This window comes from Mesorhizobium sp. WSM4312 (genome assembly GCF_002294875.1).
GTDB lineage: Bacteria > Pseudomonadota > Alphaproteobacteria > Rhizobiales > Rhizobiaceae > Mesorhizobium.
Genome location: NZ_NSFU01000002.1, coordinates 22800 through 39406, shown reverse-complemented (window position 1 = coordinate 39406; position 16607 = coordinate 22800). Strand labels below are relative to the sequence as shown.

Sequence of the window (16607 nt, the reverse complement as noted above, 5' to 3'; positions counted from 1 at the left end):
TTCATGCTCTACGACATCAGGCTTCATCTCCATTACGACTATGCAGCCGCGGCAGGCGGCGGTCGCCATCAGATCCGCGTGCTGCCATCGACGATATCGGGCGTGCAGCGCGTCATTGCCGCATCGCTGTCCTTTGCCCCGGCGCCCAATGAACGATCGGATTTCTCGGATTTCTTCGGCAACAACGTCACTTCGATTGCTTTTCGCGATGCCCATGACGCGCTCGACATCAGGATGAGCGCCCGCGTTTCGGTGTCGCGGCCCGAGCCCGGGCTCGACGTGTCGCCCGATATAGGGCGGCTGCGGCAGGAACTGGCCGCGGTGCGGTCGTTGGCGTCTGACTCGCCGCACCATTTTCTGGCGGGAAGCGCTCACTCCGGTATCGACGCGGCGATCACCTCTTATGCGCAGGACAGCATCGGCACCTCGGCCGCCGGCACGGCAATGGATCTGTGCAACCGCATCCATCGAGATTTCACTTATGACGGCGAGGCGACCACGGTGCGGACCCGGGCCAGCGATGCCTTCAGGCTGAAGCGCGGCGTCTGCCAGGATTTTTCGCACATCATGATCGCGGGCTTGCGCGGGCTCGGCATTCCGGCCGGTTATGTCAGCGGCTTCCTGCGCACCATCCCGCCCAAGGGCAAGCCGCGGCTGGAAGGCGCCGACGCCATGCATGCCTGGGTCAAGGTCTGGTGCGGACGTGACGCCGGCTGGCAGGAGTTCGACCCGACCAACGGCATGCGAGCCAGCAACGATCATATCACCGTCGGCTACGGCCGCGACTATTCCGACGTCGCGCCGATCGTCGGGGTGCTGAAGACCACTGGCGGGCAGGTCGGCGAGCAGGCCGTCGACGTCATTCCGGCTGCGCTCGAGAAGGTATGAGAGCGAGCTGAAAAGCGCGAAGCGTTCCGCCACTGCAATTGTGGGTGGAGGAAGCGACTTCTCAAACATCGAAGGGGTCGCTAATCTCTATTTGTTTCGAGGGACAGCCATTTTTTGCTGCCAATGGGCGCGGGCGCGGGGTCTTTTAATTGAAAGCGGTCAGCGTCGTCATCCCGGCCTACAATGCGGCGGCCACGATCGCGACAACGCTGGCGTCGCTTAGCAGTGAGGCCGACGTCATCGGCGAGGTCCTGCTGGTCGACGATGCATCGACCGACAACACGGCTGATGTCGCAAGGCAGGCAGCGGCGCAATTGGCCTTGCCGCTGCGCGTGCTGCCTGCCGAATGCCGCGACGCCGGCGGCGCCCGCAACGTGGCGCTGGCCCAGGCGCTCCATCCCTGGGTGTATCTGATCGACGCCGACGATTTGCATCTTCAGGGCGGATTGCGCGCGCTGCTGCGGCAGGCGGAGAACCAGCCGAAAGCCGGCATGATCGTCGGCGCCTACCGGCGGCGGGTGAACGGCCAGGATCGGCAGATCAAGATTCCGAACGGCTATCAGGCTGCGTGCCTGGCAAATGCTTCGGCCTACGTAAAAGGCGACATACGCTCCGTCGCCGTGGGCAGCGTTCTGGCGTCCCGGCAACTGATCCGCGATACACGGTTTCCGGTGGGCCTTGCCTATGACGAGGACACGCTGTTCTGGGCGCGGCTGATGAGCAAGGCTTCGCTGGCCATGACGCCGCAACCCGTCATGGTCTATGAGGTTTCGCCGGCCCGTTCCGACGACCGCTTTGCAATCAACCCGGTGCGGCGCTTCCTGGAGTGGCGCCGGGAATTGCGCACGCTCACCGATTGCGGCATCCCGGTCTCGGCGCTCAAGACCAGGGAGGGGCTTGTCGCCCTCAAGATCGCCCGCGTCCACTATGCGCGCGGCGACCTGGACATTGCCGCGCGCTTCCTGGCAGTGGCCGCTGCCGCGCCAAAGCGGCGGTCGGAAGCCTGGCGCTGCCTGCGCTACAGGCTCAAGCTCGCGGTGCGACGGCGGCTGTCGGCGCCGCGGGTGGAACTGCAGGGCGCCTCGTAAGGTTCCGTCATTCGCTTGCCGCGCCAGCCGACTTTCGCGGCAGGGCGTGGAACCAGCTGTCGGCCAGTAGCTTATCTACTCATATTTGCGTGGAGCTTGCATGCTGCAGAGATCCGGATTGCCGCCCTGCCGGTCAACCGACGGCGACGCCGCGCCGAAGAACGGGGCGCAAAGCGCGGCCGGGCACGCCGCACTGACCTATGTCAGCGATGCCGAGCCCGGTATACGCCGGCTAAAGACAGGCAAGGGATTTTCCTACAAGGGGCCGGACGGGAAAGCGGTCTCCCCTGCCGCCAGGGCGCGTATCGAGGCGATCGTCATCCCGCCGGCCTGGACGGATGTCTGGATCTCGCCTGATGCCGACGGGCACATCCAGGCGACTGGCAGGGACCAGCGGGGGCGCAAGCAGTATCGTTATCATCCGCAATGGGCCGAAGAACGCGACGGTGCCAAATATTCGAGCCTCGTTGCCTTCGCCGAGAGCTTGGCCAGCCTGAGGCGCACGATAGACAGCGATTTGCGCCGCCACGGCCTGCCGTTCGAGCGCGTCGTCGCCGCGGTCGTCTGGCTGCTCGACAACACGATGATCCGCGTCGGCAATGCCGCCTATGCGCGAGACAACAAGAGCTTCGGCCTGACGACGTTGCGCGACCGTCATGTCGATATCAAGGGATCGAGGCTGCGCTTCGCCTTCGAGGGCAAGTCCGGCAAGGAATGGAAACTGAAGCTGGTCGATCGCCGTATCGCCGGCATCGTGCGGGGTGCGCAGGACCTGCCGGGCCAGAAACTGTTCCAGTATCTCGACGAGGAAGGCAACAGACGCCCGATCCACTCCGACGACGTCAACCGCTACATCAGGGATGCCGCCGGCGATGCGTTCAGCTCCAAGCATTTTCGCACCTGGGGCGGCACCATCCATGCCGCGTCGCTGTTTGCGCAGACGGAGCTGCCCGAAACCCAGGCCCAGCAAAAGCGGGTGATGAACAGCGTCATCGACAAGGTGGCCGAGCGGCTGGGGAACACGCGCGCCGTCTGCCGCAAATGCTATATTCATCCGCTGGTTTTCGAGGCCTGGTCGCAGGGACGGCTGCTGGCAGAAATGGCGGAAGCCAACAAGCGCAAGCGGCCGATCGAGGGTCTCGATGACGAGGAAGCGATCGTGCTGAGATGGTTGAAGTCGCATCAACGCTGACTGGCGGCGATTGACGGTCGCTCAATCCGTCTTTTTTGTCGACGTCGTGTCGGGATCGGTCATACTGTTTCGTCCTTTGATACAGAAAAGGACCAGCCATGCTCTACGCCATACTCTGCTATGCCTCCGAAGACGTCGTCAGCTCCTGGAGCAAGGCGCAGGACGACGAAGTCATGGCCAATCTCCTCAACGTTCAGGACAAGTACGCCAAGGCTGGCCGACTTGGCCCGGTGGCGCGGCTTTTGCCGACGACGGCGGCGACGACGCTGCGGAAAGTGAAAGGCGAATCGGTCGTCATCGACGGGCCCTTCGCCGAGACCAAGGAGCAGTTCCTAGGTTTCTACACCCTCGACTGTGCCGATCTCGATGAGGCCGTCGAATTCGCCCGTGAGCTCTCCGAGGTCAACCCGAGCGGCGGCTCCTATGAGATCCGGCCGGTCTCGGTGTTCAATCCCACCGGTGTTGCCGTATGACCGAACTTGCCTGGATCAGCTCCGCGATCAGCGCCGCCCGCCCGCAGGCAATGGGCGCGCTGCTGCGCTATTTCCGCGATCTCGATACGGCGGAGGAAGCTTTCCAGGATGCCTGTCTCAGGGCGTTGAAGAACTGGCCGCAGAATGGGCCGCCGCGCGACCCGGCGGCGTGGCTGATCTTCGTCGGCCGCAACAGCGGCATCGACGCGGTGCGCAAGCGCGCCAAGCAGGCGCCGATGCCGGAAGAGGACCAGATCTCCGATCTGGAGGATGCCGAGAGCGACATCGCCGAGCGGCTGGACGGCGCGCACTATCGCGACGACATCTTGCGGCTGCTGTTCATCTGCTGCCATCCGGACCTTCCGGCAACGCAGCAGATCGCAGTCGCGCTGCGCATCGTCTCCGGTCTCACCGTCAAGCAGATCGCTCGCGCCTTCCTGGTCGGCGAGAGCGCCATGGAGCAGCGCATCACCCGCGCCAAGGCGCGCATCGCCGACGCCGGTGTGCCGTTCGAGACGCCGGGCGCGGTCGAGCGCTCCGAGCGGCTCGCCGCGGTGGCGGCGATGGTCTACCTGATCTTCAACGAAGGCTATTCGACCAACAGCGGCGAGGCGCCGGCCCGCGCGCCGCTGTGCGAGGAGGCGATCCGGCTTGCCCGGCTGTTGCTGCGGCTGTTCCAGACCGAGCCGGAGATCATGGGGCTGACGGCGCTGCTTTTGCTGCAGCATGCGCGCGCGCCGGCCCGCTTCGACGAAGACGGCGAGATCGTGCTGCTGGAGGACCAGGATCGCGGCCTGTGGAGCCGCAAGATGATCGACGAGGGGCTGGCGCTGGTCGACAAGGCGTTGCGCCATCGCAAGCCCGGTCCCTATCAGGTGCAGGCGGCAATCGCCGCTTTGCATGCCCGGGCAGAAAAGGCCGAGGACACCGACTGGGTGGAGATCGACCTGCTCTACGGCCTGCTCGAACAAATGCAGCCGTCGCCCGTCATCACGCTCAACCGCGCGGTGGCGGTCTCGAAAATACGCGGCCCGGAAGCCGCCCTCGCGATGATCGAGCCGCTGGAAGAAAGGCTTTCCGGCTATTTCCACTTCTTCGGCCTCAAGGGCGGACTGCTGATGCAACTCGACCGGGGTGAGGAGGCGCGGGTTGCCTTCGACCGCGCCATCGCGCTGGCCAACACGGCGGCGGAAGCGGCCCATATCCGCATGCATATCGACCGTTTGATGAAAGACGGCGCCGTGCGCGTGCCGGCGAAAAAGGCCAACTGAGCCGCGTTTGCCCATCTGGCTCAATCGTGTCGCCCGGGCTTAGACCATGCCGGGGTGGCGATTTTCCCTTGAAACGAGTAAGGCCACGCCATGACTGTGCCCGAAGTGCCTTTTCGGCACGCGGGCGAATGGTGCGAGGCTTTGATCCGACGCCAGATGATGACGACGGGATCTGAAAGGGACAAAAATGACCATTGCGAAGGAAACGGCCGAGCTTCTGGCGAAACTGGGTGTAGCCAAGGACGCGCTTGCCGGCGGCGACCTCATCGTGCGCAGCCCGGTGACGGGCGAACAGATCGCGGCGCTGAAGACCATCTCGCCGGCCGACGCGGCAAAGACCATCGATGCCGCGCACAAGGCGTTCCAGTCCTGGCGGCTGGTGCCCGGTCCGAAGCGCGGCGAACTGGTAAGGCTGCTCGGCGAGGAATTGCGTGCGCACAAGGCCGAACTTGGCCGGCTGGTGTCGATCGAGGTCGGCAAGATCCCATCCGAGGGGCTCGGCGAAGTGCAGGAGATGATCGACATCTGCGATTTCGCCGTCGGTCTGTCCCGGCAATTGTACGGTCTGACCATCGCTACCGAGCGTCCGGGCCATCGCATGATGGAAACCTGGCATCCGCTCGGCGTCGTCGGCGTCATTTCCGCCTTCAACTTCCCGGTCGCGGTGTGGTCGTGGAATGCGGCACTGGCACTGGTCTGCGGTGACGCGGTGGTGTGGAAGCCATCGGAGAAGACGCCGCTGACCGCACTTGCCTGCGAAGCGATCTTCAAGCGCGCGGTCAAGCGTTTCGGCGCCGACGCGCCGCAGGGGCTGGCGCCGGTGCTGATCGGCGACCGCGCCGTCGGCGAAATCCTGGTCGACCATCCCAAGGTGCCGCTGGTTTCGGCGACCGGCTCGACCCGCATGGGCCGCGACGTCGGTCCGCGCCTGGCCAAGCGCTTTGCGCGTGCCGTGCTGGAACTCGGCGGCAACAATGCCGGCATCGTGGCGCCCACCGCCGATCTCGACATGGCACTGCGTGCCATCGCGTTCGGTGCCATGGGCACGGCCGGCCAGCGCTGCACGACGCTGCGGCGCCTGTTCGTGCATGAGAGCGTCTACGATGCCTTGGTGCCGCGCCTGAAGAAGGCCTATCAGAGCGTCTCGGTCGGCAATCCGCTGGAGACCTCTTCGCTGGTCGGGCCGCTGATCGACAAGGCGGCTTTCGATGCCATGCAGAAGGCGCTGAAGGAAGCCACCGCCCATGGCGGCAAGGTGACCGGCGGCGGGCGCGTCGAGAACGGCCACCCGGACGCCTACTACGTGCACCCGGCGCTGGTCGAAATGCCGAAGCAGGTGTCGCCGGTGACAGAAGAGACCTTCGCGCCGATCCTCTATGTGATGAAATATTCGGATTTCGACGCCGTGCTCGACGAACACAATGCGGTGGGTGCGGGCCTGTCGTCGTCGATCTTCACCCGTGATCTGCAGGAATCGGAGCGTTTCCTCGGTGTCGACGGTTCGGACTGCGGCATCGCCAATGTCAATATCGGCACGTCGGGCGCCGAGATCGGCGGTGCCTTCGGCGGCGAAAAGGAGACCGGCGGCGGCCGCGAGAGCGGCTCGGATGCGTGGAAGGCCTACATGCGGCGCGCCACCAACACGGTGAACTATTCCAAGGCGCTGCCGCTTGCCCAGGGTGTTTCGTTCGACATCGACTGAGAACGCCGAGGTCTGCCCAAGATCAGTGTCGGTGATGCTCGGCGAGCGTCATTCGACACAGGGCGATCCGCCTCACGCGTTCCCCAAAATCGGCCCCTGTGCAGGGCGCTGCTCAGTCACCGCCTTGCGGTGGCGGGAAACAAGCCTTGAAGGCGTTGTCGACGACAGCCAGCTTGGCGGCCTGCACGGTCATGTATTCCTCGTAGAACCCGTGCGACACCCACATCACCGAATGGCCGCGTTGGCCAAGCCAGCCAATGCTGCCGAGCTCCTCGGCGGTGCGCAGTTTGCGGCCGAGATGGGTCCGCGACAGCTTGAGCCATTTGGCGAAATCGCCGATCGAAACGACGCTGGTCGGGATCCGCTCCAGGCCGGCATGATCCGGATCGATGCCGGACATCAGCCAGTCCATGACGATACCGCCATTGTTGAGCCAGATGAAAAGGGAAAAGGTCTGGTTGGGTTCGCGCACCGGCTTTGAGGCCAGCAGGCCGTCAGCGATCAGTGGCTGCAGCGTGGCAAGCATGTCGGGCCGTTCCAGATATCTGCCCAGCCGGTCGCCGCCATCGATATGGTCAAGCGTGCGCAGATGGGCGGTCACCCAGCCGGTGAACCTCTCGATGGTGGCGGCCGTCGGTTGCAGGGGATGCGTGCGGCCGTCCCCACCCGCCACATACTCGGCGATGTTGTAGTGCAGCATCTCCTTGATGAAAGCATCCGCCGTATTGCGGCTGGCCACGGCGTTCTTGTGCACGACCTCGGTGAAACGCGAGACGGTCAACTCCTTGCGGCGGTCGTTCGGGTCCCGCCGGAAATGCATGGAAAGGCCGACATGAGCCATCAGCCAACGTTGCTGCGTGGCAAAGATGGAAGCCAGTCGCGGGGTTTCCTCATAGATTCGGATCAGGGACTGCGACTGTTCCTGTACGTAGCGGTGCAAGGCCGGATGGGCGGCTATGTCTTCCAGATTCAGCGCGGATCTCCCGATCTCTTGAATCAACTCGGATAGCGAAGTTGCGTTCCCTATTTTTCAGCCTTCAACACTTGTGTCCAGACGTACCATTTGCGGACAACAGGGCCAGCCGAGGCATGGATCGAGAGTGGCGGGTTCGTGGTTCAGTCCGCTAACTGATTGCTATGGCTTGGAAAACCTCTCGCAACGATAGCCAGCCGAACGGCTGCCCCTTGAAGGGCGACCTGTGCGTCCTGGCCCTCCTTGAAATTCACCTGGATGAGCGGGCAGGTGACCATTTCCAATTGCTGGTCCACGGCGGTATCACCCCATCCACCAATATGGTCGAAGCCTGAAGTCGAATTAACAGTTGGTCAGGTTTGGCGTGGCCTCGCGGACAGCTCAAATCATACAGGATTGCGGCTCACTCGGCCGCTTGAACGTGGCCAGCCTGGATGAGGGCGCGGATCTCGGACCGGCAGGAGCCGCAATTGGTGCCGGCCTTCAGCGCGCCGCCGATGGCTTCGACAGTGGTGCAGCCGGCCACCACCGCGGCCACGATCTGGTTGGCCCCGACGTTGAAGCAGGAACAGACGGTGGCGCCGGCATCCGGCCGTTCGGCACCGGCGCGGCCGGCGACGATCCTGAAGCGCTCGCGCTGGCTGGCGTGGACCTCTTCGAGCTGTTCGGCCGCCCAGCCGCGCGACACCGCGACCGGGCCCCGGGCGACGAACAAAGCACCCGTGAGGTGCTCACCGTCGAAGGCAGCGATGCGGTGCTGGCCGGCGTCGCGGTCGTGATAGGCAAGCATTTCGGCCGAAGGAGCCTCGAAAAGCGAGCCGGCGAAGGCTGTCCAGTCCGCGTCGTCGTCGGCAAAGGCAAGCTCGACCCGCCATCCGCCCCTGCAACGAGCGACCGCCCAATAGTCAGCAGCAATCGCCTCGGGACGGCGGCGCATCACGGCGAAACCAAAGGCCTTTGCGGCAAATTTCTCGATACGGGCCGCGACATGTTTCAACGCCGGCTGACCTGAAACCGGATCGATGAGCGGTGCGGTCAATGCGTCGAGCCGGCCTTTTGCCGCGAACTGATCGGTCCAGTGCATCGGCGCGAAGACGCTGCCTTGGCGCTGGCGTGACGTGATCAAGGCGCGGACCAGTACGTCGCCACGCGGGCTGGAGATCCGCACGATGTCGGCGTCGCCGATGCCGTGGTGCTGCGCGTCCACGGGATGGATTTCGACAAAGGGCTCGGCGATGTGCTGGGACAGACGCGGGCTTTTGCCGGTGCGCGTCATGGTGTGCCAGTGGTCGCGGATGCGGCCGGTGTTGAGGATGAGCGGGAAGTCGGCGGCGGTGCGGGTTTCCGTGGTGGCGCGGATGGCGATGAAGCGGGCTTTACGGTCGGGTGTGTAGAAGTGGCCGTTGGCGAAAAAACGCGCGGGTTGCTGCTCCGTCGTGCTGTTCGCTTGTTGCGAATGTCGAGCTTGATCGCCCCCCTCTGTCCTGCCGGACATCTCCCCCTCAAGGGGGGAGATCGGCAGCTCCGACGCCGGGTCTCCGGTTGCAACGCTGGAGATTGGCGAAAGCCGATAAAACAGCTGATTTCCCCCCTTGAGGGGGAGATGGCCGGCCGGCCAGAGGGGGGTGTCTTGGCTCGGCGCTGGCCATTGGAAAGGCTCAAGCGCTGCATAGGTCTCATCATCGACACTTGCATAAGCGCCAATATCGAAATCCCGCGCACCGTCATTCTCGAATCCAGAGAGGGCGGCATGCTCGCCAAAAATTTCCGCCGGCGTCTCATGCCCGAACGCCTCGGCAAGACCCATCCGCCGCGCCACCTCCGCGATGATCCACCAGTCGGGCCTCGCCTCGCCGGGCGCCGCCAGAAACGACCGCTGGCGCGAGATGCGGCGCTCCGAATTGGTGACGGTGCCGTCCTTTTCGCCCCAGGCGGCGGCGGGCAGCCTGACATGGGCATGATGCACCGTGTCCGTGCTGGCCAGCACGTCCGAAACCACAACGAACGGGCAAGCCTTGATTGCCGCTTCGACGGCGTCTGCGTCCGGCATCGAATCGACCGGGTTGGTGGCCATGATCCACAGCGCCTTGATGCGCCCGTCGGCCACGGCTTGAAACATCTCGACGGCCTTCAGCCCGGGTTTTTGCGCGATGTCGGGCGCATTCCAGAAGCGCTGGACGCGATCGCGGTGTTCGGGATTTTCGATCTCCATATGGGCGGCGAGCATGTTGGCCATGCCGCCGACCTCGCGACCGCCCATGGCGTTGGGTTGGCCGGTCACCGAGAACGGCCCGGTTCCCGGTTTGCCAATGCGGCCGGTGGCGAGATGGCAGTTGATGATGGCGTTGACCTTGTCGGTGCCGGACGACGACTGGTTCACACCCTGGCTGTAAACGGTCACCGTCTTCGCGGTCGCTGCGAACAGGCTGTAGAAGCGGGCAAGCTCGTCTTCGCTCAGGCCTGTTGCGGTGGCAACACTGGTGAGATCGAGCGCCGATGCTGCAAAAAGAGCTTGTCCGAAGCCGGTCGTATGCTCCGTGATATAGGCGCGGTCGAGCGCATTGTGCTGGCCGAGCCAGGCGAGCAGGCCGGTGAACAGGGCGACGTCGCCATCGGGCGCGATCGCCAGATGCATGTCGGCGATATCAGATGTCATGGTGCGGCGCGGATCGACCAGCACGATCTTCATCTCCGGCCGCTTTTCCCGGGCCGCCGCGATGCGCTGGTAGAGCACGGGATGACACCAGGCGAGGTTGGAGCCGACCAGCACGATCAGGTCGGCGCGTTCCAGATCCTCATAGGTTCCCGGCACCGTGTCGGAGCCGAAGGCGCGGCGGTGGCCGGCGACGGACGAGGCCATGCACAGGCGCGAATTGGTGTCGATGTTGGCCGAGCCGATGAAGCCCTTCATCAGCTTGTTGGCGAGGTAGTAATCCTCGGTCAGCAGTTGCCCCGAGACATAGAAGGCGACCGCATCCGGTCCGTGCTCGGCAATGGTCCGCGAGAAAGTCGAAGCGACGATGTCGAGCGCCTCGTTCCAGCCTGTCCGGCGGCCGTGGATTTCGGGATGAAGCAGCCTGCCGTCGAGACCGATAGTCTCGGCCAGGGCGGAACCCTTGGAGCAAAGCCGGCCGAAATTCGCGGGATGATCGGGGTCGCCGCGGACGGACACCTGCCCGTCCGCGGCGACTTTCGCCAGCACGCCGCAGCCCACCCCGCAATAGGGGCAAGTGGTCCTCACCTCGCGTGCTGCGTCGATCTCCATGGTCAGGCGGCGCGGCTGGCCAGCGCTTCCAGCGCCAGGAACAGGCGCTCGCCCTCGACCTTGACCGGGATGGTGCGTACCGCGCCCTCGTCGGCGCCGAGCGCCTTGCCTGTCTCCAGCGAGATCACCCAATTGTGCAGGGGGCAGGTCACCGCCGCGCCATGGACGATGCCTTGGCTCAGCGGCCCGCCCTTGTGCGGGCAATGGTCGTCGATGGCATAGACCTGATCGTCCTGGGTGCGGAAGACGGCGACCTTGCCTTGCGGGGTGGCGACACAGCGCGCACCACGGCGGGGGATGTCGGAGATGGTGCCGATGGCGATCCAGTTCATTGGGCTGCCTTTGCTTGATAGGATTGCGCCAAGGCACCCCCCTCTGTCCTGCCGGACATCTCCCCCTCAAGGGGGGAGATTGGCAGCCTCGATGACGGCGACCGTCCTGCGACGTTGGAGATTGGCGAAAGCCGAAACGACATTCGATCTCCCCCCTTGAGGGGGAGATGGCCGGCAGGCCAGAGGGGGGTGCTTCGCGCAAACATCTCCATCACTCCGCCGCCTGCGCAAACCCGACCGAAGCCATCGGCCGAAACTCGTGCTTGTCCTTGCCGGAGACGCGTTCCGACCACGGGTCGACCTGGGCGAATTTCTGGGAGAAGACGAAGCGGTCGTAATAGGCCTTGCGCTTGGCATCGTCGTCCATGATCTGGCGCTTGATCTCGGGGATGCCGATACGCTTGGCCCATTTGTAGATGCGTTCGAGATAGCGGCCCTGCTCGCGATACATCTGCGTCAGCGCCACGATATGCTCCAGCGCCTCGTCCTCGGTCTTCACAAGGCCGAGCACTTCGGTGCCCTTGATGTCGAGCCCTGCCGCTCCGGCGAAATGGATCTCGTAGCCAGAATCGACGCAGATGACGCCGACATCCTTGCAGGTCGCCTCGGCGCAGTTGCGCGGGCAGCCCGACACCGCCATCTTGACCTTGGCCGGGGTCCACGAGCCCCACATGAATTTCTCGATACGGATGCCAAGCCCCGTCGAATCCTGCGTGCCGAAGCGGCACCAGTCGGAGCCGACGCAGGTCTTCACCGTGCGCAGGCCCTTGGCGTAGGCGTGGCCGGAGACGAAGCCGGCCTGGCCGAGATCGGCCCACACCGCCGGCAGGTCCTCCTTGCGAATGCCGAGCATGTCGATGCGCTGGCCGCCGGTGACCTTGACCATCGGGATCTCGAACTTGTCTACGACGTCGGCGATAGCACGCAATTCTGCGGCGTTGGTGACGCCGCCCCACATGCGCGGCACCACCGAATAGGTGCCGTCCTTCTGGATGTTGGCATGCACCCGCTCGTTGATGAAGCGCGACTGGTAGTCGTCGGCGTAGTCGTCCGGCCAGTCGCAGACGAGGTAGTAGTTGAGCGCCGGCCGGCATTTGGCGCAGCCGCAGGAGGTCTTCCACTCCAGTTCCTGCATGACGGCGGGAATGGTCTTGAGGTGCTTTGCCTTGATCAGCCGGCGCACCTCGTCGTGGCCGAGCGTGGTGCAGGAGCACATGGGCTGCACGGCCGCAGGGTTGTATGTGTCGCCGAGCGTCAGCACCATCAGTTTCTCGACCAGCCCGGTGCAGGAACCGCAGGAGGCGGACGCCTTGGTGTGCGCCCTGACGTCGTCGAGCGAGGTCAGGCCCTTGGCCGTGATAGCGCCTGTGATCTTGCCCTTGCAGACGCCGTTGCAGCCGCAGATTTCCGCATCATCCGGCAAGGCTGCAACGGCCGCCATAGGGTCCAGCGGGGTACCCCCCTGATAGGACTGGCCGAAGATCAACGTTTCGCGCATTTGCGAAATGTCGGTCTGCTTCTTCTTGAGATCGTTGAACCAGGCACCATCCGCCGTCTCGCCATAGAGCACCGTGCCGATGATGCGGTCGTCCTTCAGAACGAGCCGCTTGTAGACGCCGGCGGCGGCGTCGCGCAGCACGATTTCCTGGCGGTCCTCGCCCTCGGCAAAGTCGCCGAGCGAGAAGAGCTCGATGCCGGTGACCTTGAGCTTGGTCGGCGTGTCCGAATGGACGAAGGCGGCGGCCTCGTTGCCGGCAAGCTGGTGGGCGGCGACGCGCGCCATCTCGTAGAGCGGCGCGACCAGCCCATAGACCATGCCGTTGACCTCGGCGCATTCGCCGAGCGCGTAGATGTCGGGGTCGTTGCTGCGCATGCCGGCATCGACGACGATGCCTCTGTTGACGGCGATGCCAGCCTCCTTCGCCAGCGTCGCGTTCGGCCTGATGCCGACGGCCATCACCACCAGCGTCGCCGGAATGACGGTGCCGTCGGCGAGCTCGACCCGCTCGACCTTGCCGTTGCCGGTGATCGCCTGGGTGTTGGCCTTGGTGATGACCTTGATGCCGCGTTGTTCCACCGCGCGCTGCAGCAGGTAGCCGGCGGCCGGATCGAGCTGGCGCTCCATCAGCGTCGGCATGACATGCAGCACGGTGACGTCCATGCCTTGCGCGTTGAGGCCCGCCGCCGCCTCCAAGCCGAGCAGCCCGCCGCCTATGACGACCGCCTTGGCCCGCGACTGGGCGGCCAGCATCATGGCTCGCACGTCGTCGAGATCGCGGTAGGTCAGCACGCCGGGCAGGTTGTGGCCCGGCACCGGAATGATGAACGGCACCGAGCCGGTGGCGATGACGAGCTTGTCGTAGGGCTCGGTTACGCCATGGTCGGAGGTGACGGTTTTCGCCTGCCGGTCGATGGCAACGATCTTGTGACCCTTGTAGAGGGTGATGCCATGCTTGATGTACCAGCCGTCACCATGGATGATGATCTCCTCATAATCCTTTTCGCCCGACAGCACCGGCGACAGCATGATGCGGTCATAATTGACGCGGGGCTCGGCGTTGAAGATGGTGACGGCGTAGCGGCCCGGCGCCTGCTCGAGGAGGTGCTCCAGCATGCGCCCGGGGGCCATGCCGTTGCCGATGATGACGAGTTTTTCTGTCATGTCCGCTCTCTCACTCAGCCGCGTAGGAAAGGGGTGAAACTTCGGCGGATGCCGCGCGCTCCATGCGCCGGATGGAGACATGCATCCAGGCAAGGCAGGTGGCGACGATGACGAACAGCAGCATGAAGCAGCTCGACCACACGCCTGTGAGGTCGTTGAGCGCGCCGAAGGCGATTGGCAGGATGAAGCCGCCGAGCCCGCCGATCATGCCCACCACACCACCGACCGCGCCGACATTCTGCGGATAGTAGGCCGGGATGTGCTTGTACACCGCGGCCTTGCCGAGGCTCATGAAGAAGCCGAGCACGCAGGCGACGGCGATGAAGGCGAGCGGGCCGATCTCGAAATGGAAGGCGATCGGCCCGCTAATGCCGCGCACGACGTAGTCTGCCGAGGGGAGAGACAGAACGAGAGTCGCGACGGCACTGACGGCGAACGTCGAATAGAGCACGGTGCGGGCACCGATCCGGTCGGAAAGCACGCCGCCATAGGCGCGGAAGACGCTTGCGGGAATTGAATAGGCCGCACCGATCATGCCGGCGGTCGCAAGCCCGAAGCCGTAGACGCCGATCAGGTAGCGCGGCAGCCAGAGCGACAGCGCCACGAACGCGCCAAAGGCGAAGAAATAGTAGAAGGCGAAGCGCCAGACCTGCACATTCTTGAGCGGCGCGAATTCCTGCCAGAAGCTTCTCGTGGGTGTTGCCTTGCCGGCGCGGCGCTCGCGGATGACGGGATCATCGCCGGTGGTGAACCAGAAGATGGCGGCCATGACGACGAGCGCTGCGGCCCAGATCAGCGCCACCGACTGCCAGCCCCAGGAGAGAAGCACGAAGGGCGCCAGGAACTTGGTGACCGCGGCCCCGACATTGCCGGCACCGAAGATGCCGAGGGCCGTGCCCTGCCTGTCTGCGGGGAAGAAGCGCGAGACATAGGACACGCCGACGGCGAAGGAGCCGCCGGCGAGCCCGACGCCAAGCGCGGCGACCAGCATCTGCCCGTAGGTGTGCGCGAAAGCCAGCAGGAAGGTCGCCGCCGCCGCCGCAAGCATGGTCGCGGTGTACACCAGCCGTCCGCCAAAGCGGTCGGTCCAGACGCCGAGCACCATGCGCACGAGCGAACCGGTGAGGATCGGCGTGCCGACGAGCAGGCCGAACTGCGTCTCGTTCAGCCCGAGATCCTGCTTTATGCGCACGCCGATGATTGAAAAGATCGTCCACACCGCGAAGCATACGGTGAAGGCGATGGTGGACATCACAAGCGCCTGCCGGGGGGCATTGTCCTGGCTGGGCGGGGCTGGGAGATTTGCGGTCAATGTCTGGCTCCGGTCTGCGGCGTGGGAGGCACCGCGGATATTTTGTGGGTGAATGATCAGCGACGCGGCATCGATGGATGCAACGAGACCGAGTTCGCGACGGTCAGGTCCTTGCCTTGAATCTTGGCGCCTGTCGGAAACAGCAGGAGCGCGGCGGTGAACAGTGCCGCCGTCAGCGCGCTGCTGGCCAGAAAATCGCGCCGCGTGAAGTCCGCGAGGGACGCGCCAGTTCCGATCCGTTTCGTCATCGTCGTCTCCGTTTGGGCGCCGCTTGGGCCAGCGCCGTCGATCTCGCAAAAACAAAAAAGCCGCCGGCCAGGTCTTCGCGCGTCCGTCCATCCGGGATTGCGCATTGACCTGAGCGGCAGCTTTGCCTGTGGCGCCCGCCATTGGACGCCGTATCACTTGGCCCTTGCGGGCCTACATTCCGAAATGCAGGAAGCGTGCCAATTCTAGAGCTCCCTGGATTATCGAATGAAATCAATGTGAACCGCAGCCGAACGACTTTTGGCCAAGCGCGGCAGCGGATCAAAGATTAGTCAGAATGCCTTGCGCGGCAGCGTAATATTTGTGCAGTGCGGTAGGCTGCCTATTGCCGATGCACATTGCCAATTGCCGATGATTGCGCTTTTCGGTCATGGCCTTATTCGGCGGCTGCGACGAAGCGGTGGCGTTCGTAGAGGAACTTCAGCACCGCCTCACGGCAGCGCAGGAAGGTCCGGTCTGAAGAAAGTTCGACGCGCCGGCGTGGGCGCGCCAGCGGCACCGCAAGCACCTCGCCGATGGTCGCTGCCGGACCATTGGTCATCATGACGATGCGGTCGGAGAGCAGCACCGCCTCGTCGACATCGTGGGTGATCATGATCGTCGTCGAGCCCAGCCTGGAATGAATGTCCATCACGGCATCCTGCAGATGGGCGCGCGTCAGCGCATCGAGCGCGCCGAACGGCTCGTCGAGCAGCAGGATCTTCGGCTCCATGGCGAGCGCCCGGGCGATGCCGACGCGCTGCTTCATGCCGCCCGAGATTTCCGCCGGGCGCTTGTCCCTGGCGTGCGCCATCTGCACGAGGTCGAGATTGCGCATGATCCAGTCATGCCGCTCGGCCTTGCTTTTGCTGCGGCCAAAGACTTTCGACACCGCCAGGTTGATGTTCTCGTAGACGGTCAGCCAGGGCAGCAGCGAGTGGTTCTGGAATACCACGGCACGCTCGGGGCCGGGGCTGTCGACTTCCTTGTTCTCGAGCAGCACGGCACCGGCGGACACCTTGGTCAGGCCGGCGATCAGGTTGAGCAAGGTCGACTTGCCGCAGCCGGAATGGCCGATGATGGAGACGAATTCGCCCTTGTCGATGGTCAGCCGGATGTCTTTCAGCACCTCGGTGACCTGGCCGCCGCGGGCGAAGGTTTTGTCGATATGGTCGAGTTTCAGATAGGCGGTCATCGCGCTGT

General features: G+C 64.4%; 13 protein-coding genes. 6 read left to right on the top strand and 7 right to left on the bottom strand.

Going from position 1 to position 16607, the window contains the following annotated elements; genetic code table 11:
• Nucleotides 1-3: 3 nt before the first annotated feature.
• From CK228_RS03485 to CK228_RS03460, 6 genes are all read left to right on the top strand, one after another.
• Nucleotides 4-888: a transglutaminase family protein gene (locus CK228_RS03485; protein WP_095772689.1), complete on the top strand. Its 885-nt coding sequence runs from the start codon at nucleotides 4-6 to the stop codon at nucleotides 886-888.
• 149 nt (nucleotides 889-1037) lie between these two features.
• Complete coding sequence (locus CK228_RS03480; RefSeq protein WP_095786931.1) at nucleotides 1038-1976, top strand: glycosyltransferase family A protein; 939 nt, start codon at nucleotides 1038-1040, stop codon at nucleotides 1974-1976.
• Nucleotides 1977-2076: 100 nt separating this feature from the next.
• Nucleotides 2077-3168, top strand: a complete 1092-nt coding sequence (locus tag CK228_RS03475; protein ID WP_095786930.1) for a DNA topoisomerase IB — start codon at nucleotides 2077-2079, stop codon at nucleotides 3166-3168.
• A 98-nt stretch (nucleotides 3169-3266) separates the two neighbouring features.
• Nucleotides 3267-3641: a YciI family protein gene (locus CK228_RS03470; RefSeq protein ID WP_095772692.1), complete on the top strand. Its 375-nt coding sequence runs from the start codon at nucleotides 3267-3269 to the stop codon at nucleotides 3639-3641.
• Entirely contained in the window at nucleotides 3638-4912 is a 1275-nt protein-coding gene (locus CK228_RS03465) for an RNA polymerase sigma factor (protein ID WP_095772693.1), read from the top strand. The genes CK228_RS03470 and CK228_RS03465 overlap by 4 nt, the downstream gene beginning before the upstream one ends.
• 187 nt (nucleotides 4913-5099) lie before the next feature.
• Complete coding sequence (locus CK228_RS03460) at nucleotides 5100-6614, top strand: aldehyde dehydrogenase family protein (protein ID WP_095786929.1); 1515 nt, start codon at nucleotides 5100-5102, stop codon at nucleotides 6612-6614.
• Between the two features lie 112 nt (nucleotides 6615-6726).
• Here the strand turns inward: CK228_RS03460 and CK228_RS03455 are convergent, their stop codons facing one another.
• The 7 genes from CK228_RS03455 to CK228_RS03425 form a co-directional block, all read right to left on the bottom strand.
• The gene (locus tag CK228_RS03455; protein ID WP_245437960.1) at nucleotides 6727-7455 is read right to left on the bottom strand and encodes a hypothetical protein; all 729 of its coding nucleotides are present in this window, start codon (nucleotides 7453-7455) and stop codon (nucleotides 6727-6729) included.
• Between the two features lie 535 nt (nucleotides 7456-7990).
• On the bottom strand, nucleotides 7991-10852 hold the full coding sequence (locus CK228_RS03450) for a nitrate reductase (protein ID WP_095786928.1): 2862 nt from the start codon (nucleotides 10850-10852) through the stop codon (nucleotides 7991-7993).
• A gap of 2 nt (nucleotides 10853-10854) precedes the next feature.
• Nucleotides 10855-11184: a nitrite reductase small subunit NirD gene (gene nirD / locus CK228_RS03445; RefSeq protein ID WP_095772697.1), complete on the bottom strand. Its 330-nt coding sequence runs from the start codon at nucleotides 11182-11184 to the stop codon at nucleotides 10855-10857.
• A gap of 211 nt (nucleotides 11185-11395) precedes the next feature.
• Entirely contained in the window at nucleotides 11396-13846 is a 2451-nt protein-coding gene (gene nirB, locus CK228_RS03440; RefSeq protein WP_095786927.1) for a nitrite reductase large subunit NirB, read from the bottom strand.
• A 10-nt stretch (nucleotides 13847-13856) separates the two neighbouring features.
• Complete coding sequence (locus CK228_RS03435; protein ID WP_179295813.1) at nucleotides 13857-15098, bottom strand: nitrate/nitrite transporter; 1242 nt, start codon at nucleotides 15096-15098, stop codon at nucleotides 13857-13859.
• A 116-nt stretch (nucleotides 15099-15214) separates the two neighbouring features.
• Nucleotides 15215-15406, bottom strand: coding sequence for a twin-arginine translocation signal domain-containing protein (locus CK228_RS03430; RefSeq protein ID WP_095772748.1), 192 nt, complete (start codon nucleotides 15404-15406; stop codon nucleotides 15215-15217).
• A gap of 395 nt (nucleotides 15407-15801) precedes the next feature.
• Nucleotides 15802-16599: an ABC transporter ATP-binding protein gene (locus CK228_RS03425; protein ID WP_095772700.1), complete on the bottom strand. Its 798-nt coding sequence runs from the start codon at nucleotides 16597-16599 to the stop codon at nucleotides 15802-15804.
• Nucleotides 16600-16607 lie beyond the last annotated feature (8 nt).

What these genes read in the sequence shown, in the direction of transcription:
- CK228_RS03435 (WP_179295813.1), bottom strand. Translation starts at nt 15,098, where the DNA reads ATGTCCACCATCGCCTTCACCGTATGCTTCGCGGTGTGGACGATCTTT.
- CK228_RS03470 (WP_095772692.1), top strand. Translation starts at nt 3,267, where the DNA reads ATGCTCTACGCCATACTCTGCTATGCCTCCGAAGACGTCGTCAGCTCC.
- CK228_RS03475 (WP_095786930.1), top strand. Translation starts at nt 2,077, where the DNA reads ATGCTGCAGAGATCCGGATTGCCGCCCTGCCGGTCAACCGACGGCGAC.
- CK228_RS03485 (WP_095772689.1), top strand. Translation starts at nt 4, where the DNA reads ATGCTCTACGACATCAGGCTTCATCTCCATTACGACTATGCAGCCGCG.
- CK228_RS03450 (WP_095786928.1), bottom strand. Translation starts at nt 10,852, where the DNA reads ATGGAGATCGACGCAGCACGCGAGGTGAGGACCACTTGCCCCTATTGC.
- nirB (WP_095786927.1), bottom strand. Translation starts at nt 13,846, where the DNA reads ATGACAGAAAAACTCGTCATCATCGGCAACGGCATGGCCCCCGGGCGC.
- CK228_RS03425 (WP_095772700.1), bottom strand. Translation starts at nt 16,599, where the DNA reads ATGACCGCCTATCTGAAACTCGACCATATCGACAAAACCTTCGCCCGC.
- nirD (WP_095772697.1), bottom strand. Translation starts at nt 11,184, where the DNA reads ATGAACTGGATCGCCATCGGCACCATCTCCGACATCCCCCGCCGTGGT.
- CK228_RS03460 (WP_095786929.1), top strand. Translation starts at nt 5,100, where the DNA reads ATGACCATTGCGAAGGAAACGGCCGAGCTTCTGGCGAAACTGGGTGTA.
- CK228_RS03455 (WP_245437960.1), bottom strand. Translation starts at nt 7,455, where the DNA reads ATGGCTCATGTCGGCCTTTCCATGCATTTCCGGCGGGACCCGAACGAC.
- CK228_RS03430 (WP_095772748.1), bottom strand. Translation starts at nt 15,406, where the DNA reads ATGACGAAACGGATCGGAACTGGCGCGTCCCTCGCGGACTTCACGCGG.
- CK228_RS03465 (WP_095772693.1), top strand. Translation starts at nt 3,638, where the DNA reads ATGACCGAACTTGCCTGGATCAGCTCCGCGATCAGCGCCGCCCGCCCG.